Raw genomic sequence first — 15,499 nt, 5'->3', positions numbered from 1 at the left:
TATTATAGGTTACAATATCTCAATTATTTTTATATTCTTACTTTTTATCTCCAACTCTCATTAGCATTTTTGATATAAATGTCAGGATCAATTATCTCCTTATCAATTATAGCCTGAGTTTCATTTGTTATATATCCTAATTTTACGACTTCCTCTCCAGCATCTCTGAGTGCTAATATAAAAGATTTCGATATTTCTTTTAAAGGTTTGTGCTTCTCGATATTATTCAATATACCACCTTGCCCAAAGGTAATAACACCTACTAAATTGCCTTTTGTCATAACCTTAAAAGTTTCAATAAGACCTGAAAAATTATAGCTTCCAGGAAATCCACAGTTTGAAATCAAAACACTCTTTGTAGTAACTTCCTTATTATAACGTCTAGGGTGAGAATATCTATCTCCATCCTTAACTATCTCTTTGCTATTTAGTGGAAGCATACGATCCATAAAATCCTTCATTATTCCAGTAACCGTATAATAATATAATGGTGTAGCATAGACTATTAAATCAGCTTCCTTCACTTTAGGAAGTAATTCCTCCATATCATCTTTATGAATACACTTTCCTGGTGTTTTCGTCCAGCAACAAAAACATCCGCTACAATGTTTTATATGCTTATCCTTAAGGTAAATAGTTTCTATTTCTGCCCCTGCCTCATGACAGCCCCTAAGAAAATGCTTTAGCAAAACCTCTGTATTCCCAAACTGCCCTCTTGGACTACCATTTACAGCTAATATTTTCATTATAAACCCTCCCTTTAATCATACCTTTATACCTATTTTTAAACTATTAATTTCTTATATTATAAATATTCTATAATATATAACTCTTATTAACTTTACGCATTCCTTATTGATATATATCACTCTGATATACTATACTCGAATTATATCACTCTGATATATAAAGTCAATACTTTTTTTCCATATTACTCCTGATAATATATACATATCCATAAAATCACCTTCAATCCTTACTATCCAAAAAAGAAAAAATAAAGGAAACAAACATAATTTTTAAGAATTGTTTACTTTAAAGTTTCCCAGTAAACAAAAGGGGGATGTTAATTATGAAAAAAGTTTTATTACTTCTTGCTATTGGATTTGAGGATATTGAGGCTAGTATTTTTACAGATGTTATTGATTGAAATAAACTTGAAGAAGATAAGACCGCTGACCTAATAACAATAGGGATAACCGTAAAATACCTTGTATGTGGAATTTTACAGTTATCCCTAAAATAAATATTAATGAAGTCAATATTTGCGATTTTGATGTTCTTGCAATACCTGATGATTTTGAAGAAGCTGGATTTTATAATGACGCTTATAATGAAGATTTCTTAAATTTGATTGGAGAATTTGATATAATAGCATCAATATGTGTCGAAGTACACTTTCTATAAATAAAAGTGACATATTACCTCAAAGAAATGCCATTACTTATAATTTACCTGGAAGCATTAGGTGCAAATATTATTGAAAGTGAACCAATGGCTATAGATAACAATATAATAACTTCTTATAATCCTTCTATTTCATTTGATGTTGCTTTTAAACTTCTAGAGTTATTAACCTCTAAGAAATCTGCAATTACGTTAACTAATTAATGAGACTTGAAAATAAAACAAAAATCAATTTATAATTCCTGATATATAAAAGAATATAAAAATATGAACTGGATAATAAATATAAAATAAATATTTTAATCCATGCCCCTTTTTTCCATTGTAAAGCATCATTATAGGTATAGCAAAAATCATAATCCACTGATTATAACTATGAAATATATTCTTAAGTGAAAAACTTGCAAATGGAAAAAACGATACTGAAAAAATCATATAAATAATCATCATTTTTTTTCTATCATTTCTTAAATAAAAAAATAATATTCCGAGAACAATAAATGAAACACTTCCTTCGCAAAACAATGGACAAGGCAAAAATAATATAATAATTCCAGCTATGTTTTTTGAAAATATTGAATAAGTGCTTATTGGTAATATTATTTCAAACATTATCGCTAAAAAGATAATACAAATTTTCCTGTATAGGTCTTTGTTTTCATCTCTCAAATATTCAATTAGTAGTATATTCAATGCTATTAAAAAAAACGTCTCGAATATATTATTACTCACTGGAAAATATGATGGATCACCAACTGATATCTTCCATGAAATAAATTTTCCTGACGACATTATTATTGAAAATAAATATAGTCTTTTAACATAAGTTTTTCTATTTCTTGTATAGAAGAAGCCTTCTGCCATTGTAAAGAAAAAAAGCGGAGCTGATAATCTTCCAAGCCAATTAAACCAAATTGGAATTCCATTTGATGCTAAAAATTCATGCATATGATCCATTGTCATTAATATTAATGCTATTATCTTCAAAGAAAATCCATCAAGTCCCTTTTGAATAATATTATTATTTGCTGTATACATATTGTATCTCCTAGCTATTATTAAAATTTCATATGTAAGTTAATGTATATTTATTAATAACTATTTATTCGATATGTTCCAAAAACTTATTTATGTTATTATCTATTTCAACTTTTGAGAATGCAATAATTGTTGTTGTTAGTGAATATTCTGATATATCATTTATAAACTCTTCTATCTCTTCTAAATTCTTTACAGATAATTTCACTAAGAAACAGCCATCCCCTGCTATCCTATATCCCCATTCACTTCTTTCATGATTTTTAATGAAATTTTTAAATTTATTATATTCTCCGTTTTTCATTGTAATCTTCATTATGCAATCAATTGATAATCCTAGCTTTTTCTTATTTATTCTGATTGTATAGCCTTCTATAATCCCACTATCTTGAAGTCTGTTCACTCTCTCTGTAACGGACGGAGGTGATAAATTTATGCGCTTAGATAATTCTCTTATTGATAACCTACTATTTTTTTGCAACTCTGATAATATCGCTATATCTATTTCATCAAATTTCATTTGCAACGCTCCTACTATTTTTTTATTTCAAATATAATCTTATCATTAATATAATATGTCATTTAAAATGTAAATAAGACTATAACTTTAATGAAAATACCTACTAAAAGTAAACCATTTTCTTTTAGTAGGTATTCTACATATCATTAAGTTAGATTTTATATTTCTCTAAATCATTTCTAAAAGTTTTTGTAATACCTTTAAAATCAGATATATTATCTATAAGTTTTTTTATCTCATTTGTATAATTTATTACACTAGCACTTACTTCTTCTGATAACGCTGAATTTTCTTCTGCAATAGCTGCTAATGATTCTATACTCTCATATACATCAGATATAGAATCGGCTTCAATATTTAACTTACTTATCGTCTCAATCATAGAAGTTGCTACACTCTGCACTGATTGATTAGCTTCATAACTAATATTTCGTACAATTCCTAAGTTATTGGTTTCTTTTTCTAATACATCATATTGAGCATCTATGTTATCTACTAAGAACCCTATTTCTTTAACAAATTGAGCCAAATTAGAGTTAATATCAAGCACTGCCTCTTTGGACTGTTCAGCAAGTTTTCTTATTGATTCTGCAACAACAGCAAATCCATTAACCTTTCTCTCCTTCTCTAGCAGCTTCTATGGATGCATTTAATGCTAATAAGTTAGTTTGTTCGGCTATTCCTGATACTATAGATACAATATTATTTATATCTTTAGCCCTTCTTTCAAGCTGTGTACCTTTCTCTTTAACTTCATTAAAGCTCCGTAAAGATTTCAAAATGTTTTTACTTGCATTTTCAACATTTTCATAGCTATTATTAATCTTAAGCATGGCATTTTCAAGTTCTGATTTATTTTCATTCTCATTTTCAACTATATTCCTTAAAGCTTCAATATTTCCATTAAGTGCTTGTACAGCCTCATCTGTATTCTGAGCTTGTTTTATATAATTTACCATATCTCACTTTATTTCTTAATACAATTATACACTTATCTACATTAACCAGTAAATATACTATTAGTTAATATATATTATTATTTAATCTCTTCATATTTTTTTGTTTTCCAATAACTATTCCATCATTTTATTGACACAAAAGAAATAGTATGGTAAATCTAAAATAATTGAGATGAATTTATTCTATACGGTTTAAATGTATTTTTAACAAATCATTAGATATTATTATTAACAATATAATTTAGACATTAAGTATTTTATTATTATATTTATCTAAAATAGCGAGGTGATTCAGCATTGATATTTTCTAATCTTAATATAAATAAAGATGAACCTATTTATATTCAAATCGAAAGACATATAAAACAAGGAATTAAAAACGGCGAATTAAAAAAAGATAGTAAGCTTCCATCTACAAGGGAAGTAAGTAAATTTTTAAATATAAGCAGAAATTCTGTAATTTCTGCTTATGAAGAATTAGAAAGCATAGGAATAATAACAACAAAAAGAGGAATAGGTACTTTTATCTCCATAGAAAGCGAGAATGAAAATTATGAATATAATGTAGATTTTTCAAAAAGGATTAATAATTACGCGAATACTTTAAAAAAATTTGATATCATAAAAAGTGAATTACCATATCAAAAGGGAATGATATCTTTCAAATCTATTTCTCCTGAGAGTCATCTTTTTAATCTTGATGATTTTAAAAGATCTTTGTTAGATGCTTGGACTTACGAGGAAGCTAATCTGTTAAATTACGGTTATGCTAAAGGATATAAGCCATTAATAGATCATTTTTTAGATTACATGAGAGATAAGAGAGTTGATACTGAAGGCAAAGATATTTTAGTAACTAATGGATTTACCGAAGCCTTTGATATAATAATTAGTTCGCTAACAAATAATGGTGATATTATTTTATGTGAAGAACCAACTCATAATACAGCTTTAAAAATTATGAAAGCCTATGGACTAAAGGTAATTCAAGTTAAAATGGATAAAGAAGGCTTAGATCTAATATCTCTTGAAAATGCTTTAAATAAATATAGCCCCAAGTTCGGATATTTGATCCCTTCTTACAATAATCCAACTGGAATCGTAACTAAAACCGAAAGAAGAAAGGAAATATATAAGCTTTTTAGAAAATATTCCGTTCCTATAATAGAAGATGGCTTTAACGAAGAATTGCTCTACTCTAGCTCTCCCATTGATCCAATAGCTTCGCTGTGCGGAACTGGTAACGGAGTCATATATATAGGAAGTCTCTCTAAAATACTGTTTCCCGGTCTTAGAATAGGATGGATATTCGCGGATGGCAAACTTATAGAGACTTTAGAAAGTGTAAAGCGTGGAAGAAACATTCATTCTTCCTTTTTAGATCAAAGCGCATTTTGCTATTACTTAAAAAGCGGTGCCTTCAGCAGATATGTTAAAAATGTACGAAAATATTATAGAGATAAATACAATCTTGTACTAGATATGGTTGAAAAATATATTCCATATGAATATGTAACGGGTGAGGGTGGCCTTCATGTGTTTATAAAGCTAAAGAACAACTTAAATGCAAGAACTCTTTTAGAACTCTGCTATAAGGACAATGTATTATTTATGCCTGGCGATATTTTTTATGAGAATTTCAATGACAATGTAAAATTTCATACTGAAATAGATGATGACGAACATATTAACTATAGCAAAAAAAGCTTAAAAGGCTATGATACTTTTAGAATTGGATTTGGCCGAGTAAGTGACGAAGATATAAAAAATGGTATTGAAATAATAGGAAAAAATATAAAACTTTTAGATAATTAGTATTTAATTAAAATAGAAAAACTCATTAACCACAAAATTATGGCAAATGAGTTTTTTTATTTAACACCTATTATAATAATTTTTATTATATATTTTTTAATGCTTGCAAAGCAGCTATATTTAGTAAACTCCAAGGTTTATTAAAATGTGGTTGGAAGAAGAAATCTGTCATTGCAAGTTCTTCTATAGTCATTTTATTTTGAATTACTACTGACAATGTGTTCATAAATTGTGTTAAATCTAAGTTTGAAATTATTTGGCCTCCAAGTACTCTTCTACTATCTTTATCATAAACTAGCTTTAATAATGCTTCTTCATAAGTAGGCATAAATTCCGGTCTGTAATTATCTGTAACAGAAACTGCTCCTACGTTAAATGATGTTGTATTTTTTGCAACTTCTTCAGTTAATCCTGTAGATGCAATGCATTTTTCATATATCTTAATTCCTGAGGTACCTTGTGTTCCCATATACTTTAATTTAGGTTCAACTATATTATGAGCAATTAAAGTTCCCATTCTCACTGCATTTGTTGCTAAAGGTATATATCGTGTATCATCAGCCGGATTGAACTTAACAACACAGCAATCTCCTGCTGCGAATACATCTTTTCTACTTGTTTGCATATATTCATCAATCATAATTGCACCATTTTGAAGTGTCTCCAATTTACCTTTTACAAGAGCAGTGCTTGGTGCAAACCCAATACATAATATAACTAAGTCTGCTTCATATTCATTATTATCAGTTACGACGTGCGAAACTTTATCATTTTCTCCTTTGAATAATTTAACTTTTTCCCCTAAAACTAAATTTATTCCATGATCTCTAAATTCCTTTTCTGCAATATCAGTAAACTCTTTATCTAAATACTTAGACATTATTCTATCTTCAGCATCTATTAATGTAACATTTTTATTCTGAATCTTGAAGGCTTCTGCAAGTTCTACACCAATATATCCACCGCCGATTACAACTACATTTTTTGCATCACTGCGTCTTTCTTCAATTTCTTTTGCATGATTATAATTTTTGCATAATAAAATATTTTGTAAATTTCCACCTTCAAACTTAGGTATTATTGGCCAAGAACCTAATGTTAAAACTAACTTTTCATAACTATCTTCAAATATTTCACCGTTTTCTAAATTCTTAACTTTAACGGTTTTATTATCAAAGTCGATGTCTAAAACATCGTGTTTCATCTTTGTTTTAACTCCTAAAGAGCTCAAATTATCTGGCGAATTATAAAATAATTTTTCTGTCTCAGTAACTATTCCGCCTATACTTAACGCAATTCCACAAGATAGAAATGATATATTATCGTTTCTTTCATAAACTACGACATCACTATCTGGGTATAATTCCTTTAAATTAACAATAGCAGCTGTTCCTGCATGTGTGCATCCAATTACAATAACCTTCATATCATATCCTCCTGAAACCTTTTGATAATTTTTACTTATAAATAATAATTATTAACTAATAACATTATATATCTTTCTGCAAAAAAAATAAAGAATTTTTCTTCTCAAAATACAATTATTCTTCAATATCTTATTAATTAGCTGTTTATGATATATTTTATACTACCCATTGAATAATATACTTAAAATCCTTACTCTATCTTTTTAAAATTCAATTTCTCCATTACAATATCCAATTTTTTTATATCGATCGGCTTTGTTGCATATACTTCGCATCCACTATTAAAAATGCTTTTGACTAAATCTGCATCATTTAAAGCTGTTGTCATTATTACTTTAACTCTTCTATTATTATCAATATTCTTTTGTTTTTCTATTTCTCGAATAGTCTTTAGAACTTTCACTCCGTCTACTTTTGGCATCATTATATCTAAGCATACCAAATCATAAGGTTCCCCTTCATCCAATGCAATTAAGTAAGCATCTAGTCCTTCCATTCCATCAAGTGTAATATCGCATTCACCATACTTAGACATAAATTTAAATAAAAGTTTCCTACTTGAAAGATCATCTTCCACTATCAAAATTTTCACTATTACTCCCCCTTATACACCTATGATATAAAATTTATAAAATACTTATAATTTTCTCATAGTTACTTTTAATTCCAAATTCATCTTTCTTTCTTGCTGCAAGTTCAATTTTAAATGCTAAAATTTTCATATTGTTCAAACCATTTTCTTCACAATATTGCTTTATTTTATGAGCTATATTTTCAATCTTAATGTAACTTTCTGCTATTTTTTCTTCAATTAGATATAGCTTTATGTTATCTAACCATTCTAACAACTTTTCTTTAATCTCTTTATCAATTTTAATTAAATTATTATTATATGTATTTTTTCTTAGGAATAGCTGGATAGTACTTTTTTCCTCTAAGTAAATACTCTCCCAAATTCTTTCTAAAACTTTCTTAAGCTTATTTATATCTATTGGTTTTGATATATAGTCATCCATACCTTGAGATAAAAATCTTTCCCTGTCTCCCTTTAAAGCACAAGCAGTCATTGCAACAATAGGAATATGTTCCTCCGATTTTAGTTCATTTTTTCTAATTACTCTTACAGTTTCACTTCCATCTAGTTCAGGTAATTGTATATCCATTAGAATTAAATCAAATCTATAATTTTCAATCAATTTTAAAGCTTCAATTCCATTTGATGCAGTTTTTATCTTACTATACCCCAGTTCTTTCAACATTCTTTTAATCACTATTTTATTAATCTCATCGTCTTCTACTACAAGAATACTTTCACTCTTCAAATTTTCATCATCTATTTTATGATGATCTAATTCTCCAAGATCGTTCATTGCCTTTTCTAATTTGATAGTAAAATAAAATTTACTTCCAACGCCTTTCTCACTCTCCACTTCTATATTCCCACCCATTAAATTTACAAGCTTTTGGGAAATAGAAAGACCTAGACCTGTTCCTCCATATTTTCTTGTTATAGATCCATCAACCTGACTGAAGCTTTTAAAAAGGTGTTGCATTTCATCCTTGCTAATTCCAATGCCGACATCTTCAACTACAAACTTAACTTCATAATTTCTTTCACTACTGCTTATCTTATTTACTTTTAAAATCACAAATCCCGATTCTGTGAATTTTACAGCATTTGAAATTAAGTTATTTAATACTTGTTCAAGCCTATAGACATCTCCAACTAAAATTGGAGAAATATTCTGGTCGATGGTATAATGAAGTTGGATATACTTTTCGTTAGCCTTTGGTAGGTTAGTATATATAACATTTTTAATTAGGACTTGTATATTGAAATTAACATTCTCAATAATGACTTTCTCTGCTTCAATTTTTGATAAATCTAAAATATTATTTATTAATGATAGCAACGAATGAGCACAACTTTTCACAATACCCAGATTTTCTTTCTGTTCTTCTGTAAGATTAGTTGAAAGTGTTAAATCTGTCATGCCTATTATTCCATTCAATGGAGTTCTTATTTCGTGACTCATATTTGCTAAGAACTCACTTTTAGCTCTATTAGCTGCCTCTGCTGCTTCCTTAAGTTTAAAAAGTTCTTCTCTTGTCAATGATCCATCTAATTTATACATATTTTTTCTTTCATTCCCCATTATATCCCTCCCAACTTTTCTCTTGATATGTATTAACTCTTGTTAATATCACCCTATCTTACTTAGAGGAATAAATTGTTTATCTTATCTCATACTATATAAAAGGTAGGAAGTAAAACAAAAATTTCTTTTAATTTTCTCTTCCTACCTTTATTTTTGTAGATTAGTATTTGCCAAATTCACTATCACTTAGTTTTATTCTTTTTTTATTTGAAGTAACTGCCACTTCTTTATTTAGCAGATTATCTCCCATATCATATGATTGTTTCAATGCATAGTTTTTATTATTTTTGCCTACTCTTCCTCTCAAACTATCATTTTTAAGTTTGAAACTAGAAACCAAATCTTTAAGCAGTTCTGATTGGCTTGAAAGTTCCTCACTAGCCGCTGCACTTTCTTCAGCTGTTGCTGAGTTTGTTTGAACAACTTGTGATACTTGCTCTATCCCTAAATTTACTTGTGATATTCCAGTCGCCTGTTCATCTGAAGAGGCTGCTATTTCTGATACAAGAGTCGCGGCCTTAGACACCCCATCAACTATTTCGTATAAAGCTTTTGCTGTGTTATTAGCAATTTCAGTTCCATTTTCAGATTTCTTTATAGAACCTTCAATAAGTGCTGTTGTTTCTTTCGCTGCATTTGCGCTCCTAGCCGCTAGATTCCTAACTTCTTCAGCAACTACAGCAAACCCCTTGCCATGTTGTCCTGCCCTTGCAGCTTCAACTGCTGCATTTAGTGCAAGTATATTCGTCTGGAATGCTATTTCATCTATTACTTTTATAATCTTTGAAATATTCGCCGAAGATTCATTTATTTCACTCATAGATTTAAGCATTTCATTCATATGCCTACTTCCTTGTTCAGCATTTTCTTTTACTTCAAGAGCCAGTTCCTTAGCCTGATTAGCATTAAAAGCATTTTCCTTAGTTTGTGCTGCAATTTCAGTTATTGAAGATGTCAATTGTTCTATAGCACTTGCTTGCTCTGTAGCTCCCTGTGATAATAACTGGCTACCATCTGAAACCTGAGTCGCACCTGTATAGACTTGTTCTGACACATTATTTATTTCACTAAGAACTGAATTTAATGAATCTATTATTGTATTTAGAGAAACTGATATGCTATTAAAATTACCATGGAACTCTTTTGCATTTTCAATATTTAGATTACCTTGTGAAATTTGCCCGATTATATCAGAGATTTCTCCAACGACACGTTTCAATCCGTCTTCAGTTGTATTAACAGCCCTCGCTAAAATCCCGAACTCACCTTTATAATTTTCACTTACCGGAACATCTAAGTTTCCTTTGGATATTTCACTCATGACGCTCGTAACTTCCTTAATTGGCTCTACCATAGCTCCAATTAATTGGTTTACACCCTCTACTACCTGTCTAAAATCTCCACTGTGTTTCGTTTCATCTGCTCTTATATCTAATTTGCCTTCTATAGCTGCATTTGATAGAATTTTAGCATCAAATATAAGATTATCTATAGCACTCTTAACATCTTTTAAGCTATTAGATATTCCTTCAAATTGCTTACCAACTTCAGCCGTAAATTGATCTGACTCTTTAATTTTTAAATCAAAGTTAGTATTTCCACATGCTAGAATCTTTAGATTTCCTTCAAGTCTTTTAACTTCGCTCTTTGTATAATCGCTTACTCTAATAATAGGTGTCAAATCAGTTACAACTTCTACATATCCTACATTTTCACCATTCTTATTCTTTAAATAAGATGTATCTTGCTTATTACTCATCCCGCACCATTCAAAGAAACTTTCTGATTTTCCCTTATGAAGTTGCTTTATACCACATTTTTCAGTATTGCATATATTAGCTCCCGCATGATTACATGCTAACCCGTAACCAGATTTTCGATCTCTAATTACACCTTGATTAATCATTAAATTTTCAAATGACTTATTCATATACGTCCAATTCATATCATTGTCTGTAACATGAATTGGGAACGGTATTGCATCTATAATAGCCTCATACCAAACAGCCTTATCTACTACAGTATCTAAAGTTCCATTTACTCCATCTATTACTTTTTTGAAATCTCCTTCATGTTTTTCTGCATTAGCTCTTGTTTCAAATTTTCCTTCTATTGCTGCATTAGATAACATATTTACATCTGTCACTAGCGACTTTACATTTTCCACCACTTTATTTAATGCAGGCGCTATTTCATCTTTTTCATCTTTTGCAACTATATTAATATCCATGTTACCTTTCGCTATTTTATTCATAGCACCTATAACATCGTTCTGTAATGTGTTAGAAAATGAATCCATAACTTTAGCCATTTTACCTATTTCATCGTTAGTTTTTATGTCTACCCTTTCACCAAGATGACCTTTACTCATTTCCTCGAGAATAGTTAGCACTCTATTTATTGGCTTACTAATTAATCCTGATATTATAATTCCAAATACTACGGCAATAACTATTCCCATAGAAATTACTACAAGCATTATGATAATTGCACTACTCGCAGCTTTTGAATTAGTATCGGCTTTCACTTTACCTTCTACCTCTTTTAACTCAATAAGTTTTGTAGCTGAATTGTCAATATTACTAGAGAATATACCAGCATCACCATTCATGATGCCAACAGCCTCGGCATCCTTATTTTGCAATGCCAAATCAATAAATTTATCCCTAAGCGGCCTATATTTATCCATATTTACTTTTAAGTTATTATATTCATTAATTAGTTCTTGGTCTTTGAGTGTAAGCTTAAGTGCTTCCATAGCTTTATCTATTTCTTCATCATTTTTAAGTATTATATTCTTACCTTCATTATTTTTATATGTATCATTTTCAATTAACAAAGTTCTACATAATACCTTGTTTTTTTGTAAATTTACTTGTATAGTGCTGGCAAAACTAATGGCTTTTGTGTTATCTTCATATAGATCATTATCTAATTTACTAATTTTTTGTAAATTAAAAATTCCCACCGATCCTACAATCCCCATTAGTATGGTAATACCTAAAAATACCGTTAAAATTTTACCCCTTATTTTTAAATCCAAAAACCACTTCATATTCTCTATCCCTCATCTTCTTTAAATTTTATCTGAACATAATTTCATTTAAACTTTTAACACGCTCTTATAATTTTTTTACAATTCGAATCAAACTTCTCCATTCTTTAATTCTTCTATTTCATCATCTTTTAAAAGCCTATTACAATCTATAAGAAGCCTTACTTCGTTCTGAATTTTCGCAATACCCTTTATATAACTATTTGAATTGCACCTTTCCAAATTTACCTTTGGTGGTGGAGAAATATTCTTTTCATCAATATTTGCTACTTCTATAACCTTATCTATTATTAAACCAATATCTATATTTTCTATTTGAACTACTATAATACATGTCCTATCATCATATTCCTTTTCCTCTTTTTTTAATTTAACTCTAACATCCATTACTGGTATTATTTTTCCTCTTAAATTTATCACACCCCTAATATATTTAGGTACTTCCGGTATCTCTGTTATTGGCTCAACTCCTATTATTTCTATTACATATTTAATATCAATTCCATAACACTCTTGGCCAATCGAAAATATTAGATATTTATCCTTTTGAGTATCTTCTTTATTTTCAATCATTACATCTAGTGAATCTGACATTTTAATCCTCCCATAACGCAATTTTATAAGTTAACAATTTCAGATATATCTAATATTAAGCTTATGGTTGCATCTCCTAGTAATGAACAACCGCTTATTGCTTTTACCTTTTTTATATATTCTGGAAGTGCCTTAATAACAACTTGTTGCTCACCAATAAGTTCATCTGCGAAAATACATTTTGCTTTACCTTGATCTTCAACCATAATTACAATACCATCTTCTATATTTACTACATTAGTTTTTATATTATAGAACTCATGAAGCTTTAGTATAGAATAGCATTCTCCTCTTATTAATATCATTTCATTATTATCTATATCTCTTATAATATCTTCCTTTTTTATAATAAATGATTGCCTTATTGAAGTAACAGGAATAGTAAAAACTGATTTTCCTACCTTTATTGTCATACCATCAATAATTGCAAGAGTTAACGGAATTTTTATAGAAATTGTTGTTTCTTTACCAGGTATGCTATCAACTGTTACAATACCCCTAATTTTTTCAATCTCCTTTGTAACCACATCCATACCAACCCCACGTCCTGAAAATTCTGTAACGTTTTCCTTAGTTGAAAACCCAGGTAGAAAAATCATTGAATATATTTCTCTATCGCTCAAATAGTTTTCCTTTACTTTTAATAGTCCATTGTCTTTTGCCTTTTTTAATATCTTATCTTTATTAAGGCCTTTACCATTATCTTTTATAATAATCCAAACTTCTCCACCAGTATTTTTAGCCTCAATAGTTATTTTTCCAATTGAAGGTTTCCCATTTGCTAGTCTCTCTTCTTGGGTTTCTATGCCATGATCCATTGAATTTCTTACTATATGCATTAATGGATCACCTATATGCTCAATTATATTTTTATCTACTTCCGTCTCTTGTCCTATTATTTCAAGCTCTACTTCCTTATTCAATTTTTTACACATGTCCCTAACTATTCTATTCATTTTTGTTAATGTCGGGGCAAGTGATACCATTCTTATTGACATAACAACGTCTTGAAGATCAGACAGTCTTTTTCTATGCTGCCTCGCGGCTTTGTTAAAGCTATCCAATTGCAATTCAGATATTTCTGGATTCTTAGTTACCATCGCTTCTGAAATAACTAATTCTCCTACTAAATCCATTAATTTATCTAATTTCTTTACATCTACGCTAATTAAACTTTGTTTATACGAGAAGTTTTTAGAGGCCACTTTCTCACTGTCACTTGTGTTATTAACCATATTATTAATTGACTTGATAATATCTTCTTGTGGTTTTTCATTCTTCTTACTAAATTGCTCATTAAATTCAATTTCATTATAAAATTTGTTTATATCAACATTATTCAAAAAGGCAGTTTCCATCAAAAGTCCTTTAGTATCCTCAATACTTTGATTTGTCTTGAAAAATATTTTAAATCCCTGCTTCTTTATGATTTCACACGTATCATTATTCTCAATAATATCCTCAGGATAATAATATGAAACTTCCGAGACTTCTTTAAGCTGATGAACAACAGTGAAGCATCTTATATTCTCCATATCACATTCTTCATCAAAAAACAGTGTGGCACTAAATAGATTAAGATTTGAATTCACCCTATCAGTACTTAAATAATATTTGGGTTCTACACCCTTGTCACCTACTAATTCATCAAATCCGCTATTTCCTGAATCTTCTGAATTTTCGTCGCATGTTTTAAGGAGTTTTAAAAACCCCTTAACTTTTTCTATAAATAAAGTAAAATCTCCATCTGCTTCTTTATCATTATTTATTTTTTCTGTTTCTACTTTTATCAAATCGCTTCCTTCTAAAACTAAATCTGTAAGATCTGAATAATCTATTTTCTCGGGCTTTGATTCTCTAATAAAATAGAATAAATCTTCTATAGTGTGAGAAAGATTCGAAATGTTATCAAACATCATCATCCCAGAAGAACCTTTAATTGTGTGCATTATTCTAAATATTTCGTTTATAGCTTCTGTTTCTAGTCTCTTATTCTTTTCACTATCAATAATGAGTTGCTGAAGTTGTTCTATCATATCAAATGTTTCGAATATAAACATTTCTAGCATCGGTTCCCTAGTATCCATGCTTGTCCTCCTTAGTAAACACTTCTAAAACTTGCTTAGTGCTTTAACAAGATAATCTTCTTTAAATGGTTTTACTACGAAACCTTTAGCACCTTGAATTACAGCTTCCCTAATTTTGGTTTCTTGCCCCATAGCACTTAACATAATTACCTTAGCCTTGGAATCAAATTCCATTATTTCAGTTAATGCCTCAATTCCATCCATATCAGGCATCGTAATATCCATTGTTACAATTTCAGGGGTTAGCATTTTATACATTTCAACAGCTTTACGACCATTTTCTGCTTCCCCAACAACCTCATAACCATTTTTTTCAAGCATTGTTTTTAAAGTTAGCCTCATAAATGCAGCATCATCGACTACAAGTATCCTTTTCATAAATAATACCCTCCTGTTTATTATAACTTTATTAAAAAAATTAAATTTCACTCTATATTA

Annotated in this window: 11 protein-coding genes and 2 pseudogenes; 2 read left to right on the top strand and 11 right to left on the bottom strand. The window is 29.3% G+C overall.

Translation table 11 applies throughout. The annotated features are described in order from the left end of the window. Positions 1 to 44 precede the first annotated feature (44 nt). Positions 45 to 746: a flavodoxin family protein gene (locus T483_RS0120875; RefSeq protein ID WP_026888578.1), complete on the bottom strand. Its 702-nt coding sequence runs from the start codon at positions 744 to 746 to the stop codon at positions 45 to 47. Positions 747 to 1,072: 326 nt separating this feature from the next. Here T483_RS0120875 and T483_RS32685 point away from each other — a divergent pair. Then, positions 1,073 to 1,611: pseudogene (locus T483_RS32685) on the top strand (DJ-1/PfpI family protein). A gap of 24 nt (positions 1,612 to 1,635) precedes the next feature. Here T483_RS32685 and T483_RS0120855 read toward each other — a convergent pair. From T483_RS0120855 to T483_RS29590, 3 genes and pseudogenes are all read right to left on the bottom strand, one after another. Next, positions 1,636 to 2,445, bottom strand: a complete 810-nt coding sequence (locus T483_RS0120855; protein ID WP_035790414.1) for a TraX family protein — start codon at positions 2,443 to 2,445, stop codon at positions 1,636 to 1,638. 64 nt (positions 2,446 to 2,509) lie between these two features. Continuing rightward, positions 2,510 to 2,965: an Lrp/AsnC family transcriptional regulator gene (locus T483_RS0120850; protein ID WP_026888575.1), complete on the bottom strand. Its 456-nt coding sequence runs from the start codon at positions 2,963 to 2,965 to the stop codon at positions 2,510 to 2,512. 151 nt (positions 2,966 to 3,116) lie between these two features. Next, positions 3,117 to 3,912: pseudogene (locus T483_RS29590) on the bottom strand (methyl-accepting chemotaxis protein); the annotation flags it as partial. A 309-nt stretch (positions 3,913 to 4,221) separates the two neighbouring features. Between T483_RS29590 and T483_RS0120835 the strand changes: the two are divergent. Then, positions 4,222 to 5,739, top strand: a complete 1,518-nt coding sequence (locus tag T483_RS0120835; RefSeq protein ID WP_026888572.1) for a PLP-dependent aminotransferase family protein — start codon at positions 4,222 to 4,224, stop codon at positions 5,737 to 5,739. Positions 5,740 to 5,824: 85 nt separating this feature from the next. On the opposite strand, the gene T483_RS0120830 is transcribed toward T483_RS0120835, so the two are convergent. The 7 genes from T483_RS0120830 to T483_RS0120800 form a co-directional block, all read right to left on the bottom strand. Continuing rightward, on the bottom strand, positions 5,825 to 7,165 hold the full coding sequence (locus T483_RS0120830) for an FAD-dependent oxidoreductase (protein WP_026888571.1): 1,341 nt from the start codon (positions 7,163 to 7,165) through the stop codon (positions 5,825 to 5,827). 191 nt (positions 7,166 to 7,356) lie between these two features. Continuing rightward, entirely contained in the window at positions 7,357 to 7,758 is a 402-nt protein-coding gene (locus T483_RS0120825; protein ID WP_026888570.1) for a response regulator transcription factor, read from the bottom strand. Between the two features lie 34 nt (positions 7,759 to 7,792). Then, positions 7,793 to 9,322 carry an ATP-binding protein gene (locus T483_RS29585; RefSeq protein ID WP_035790412.1) on the bottom strand — a complete coding sequence of 510 codons (1,530 nt, stop codon included), beginning with the start codon at positions 9,320 to 9,322 and terminating at the stop codon, positions 7,793 to 7,795. Between the two features lie 163 nt (positions 9,323 to 9,485). After that, positions 9,486 to 12,380 carry a methyl-accepting chemotaxis protein gene (locus T483_RS0120815; RefSeq protein ID WP_026888569.1) on the bottom strand — a complete coding sequence of 965 codons (2,895 nt, stop codon included), beginning with the start codon at positions 12,378 to 12,380 and terminating at the stop codon, positions 9,486 to 9,488. Between the two features lie 90 nt (positions 12,381 to 12,470). After that, on the bottom strand, positions 12,471 to 12,974 hold the full coding sequence (locus T483_RS0120810) for a chemotaxis protein CheW (protein WP_026888568.1): 504 nt from the start codon (positions 12,972 to 12,974) through the stop codon (positions 12,471 to 12,473). A 23-nt stretch (positions 12,975 to 12,997) separates the two neighbouring features. Further along, a complete protein-coding gene (locus tag T483_RS0120805) occupies positions 12,998 to 15,061 on the bottom strand; it encodes a chemotaxis protein CheA (protein WP_026888567.1) in 2,064 nt (687 codons plus the stop codon). A 24-nt stretch (positions 15,062 to 15,085) separates the two neighbouring features. Continuing rightward, positions 15,086 to 15,439 carry a response regulator gene (locus T483_RS0120800; protein WP_026888566.1) on the bottom strand — a complete coding sequence of 118 codons (354 nt, stop codon included), beginning with the start codon at positions 15,437 to 15,439 and terminating at the stop codon, positions 15,086 to 15,088. Positions 15,440 to 15,499 lie beyond the last annotated feature (60 nt).

The organism is Clostridium beijerinckii HUN142 (assembly GCF_000621745.1).
In the GTDB taxonomy this organism is placed as follows: domain Bacteria; phylum Bacillota; class Clostridia; order Clostridiales; family Clostridiaceae; genus Clostridium; species Clostridium beijerinckii_A.
Note: the sequence above shows the minus strand (reverse complement) of the source record. Positions and strands in the feature narration are given on the sequence as shown.

Coding starts and splice junctions, on each gene's coding strand:
- T483_RS0120875 (WP_026888578.1), bottom strand. CDS start 746: ATGAAAATATTAGCTGTAAATGGTAGTCCAAGAGGGCAGTTTGGGAAT.
- T483_RS0120855 (WP_035790414.1), bottom strand. CDS start 2,445: ATGTATACAGCAAATAATAATATTATTCAAAAGGGACTTGATGGATTT.
- T483_RS0120850 (WP_026888575.1), bottom strand. CDS start 2,965: ATGAAATTTGATGAAATAGATATAGCGATATTATCAGAGTTGCAAAAA.
- T483_RS0120830 (WP_026888571.1), bottom strand. CDS start 7,165: ATGAAGGTTATTGTAATTGGATGCACACATGCAGGAACAGCTGCTATT.
- T483_RS29585 (WP_035790412.1), bottom strand. CDS start 9,322: ATGGGGAATGAAAGAAAAAATATGTATAAATTAGATGGATCATTGACA.
- T483_RS0120815 (WP_026888569.1), bottom strand. CDS start 12,380: ATGAAGTGGTTTTTGGATTTAAAAATAAGGGGTAAAATTTTAACGGTA.
- T483_RS0120810 (WP_026888568.1), bottom strand. CDS start 12,974: ATGTCAGATTCACTAGATGTAATGATTGAAAATAAAGAAGATACTCAA.
- T483_RS0120805 (WP_026888567.1), bottom strand. CDS start 15,061: ATGGATACTAGGGAACCGATGCTAGAAATGTTTATATTCGAAACATTT.
- T483_RS0120800 (WP_026888566.1), bottom strand. CDS start 15,439: ATGAAAAGGATACTTGTAGTCGATGATGCTGCATTTATGAGGCTAACT.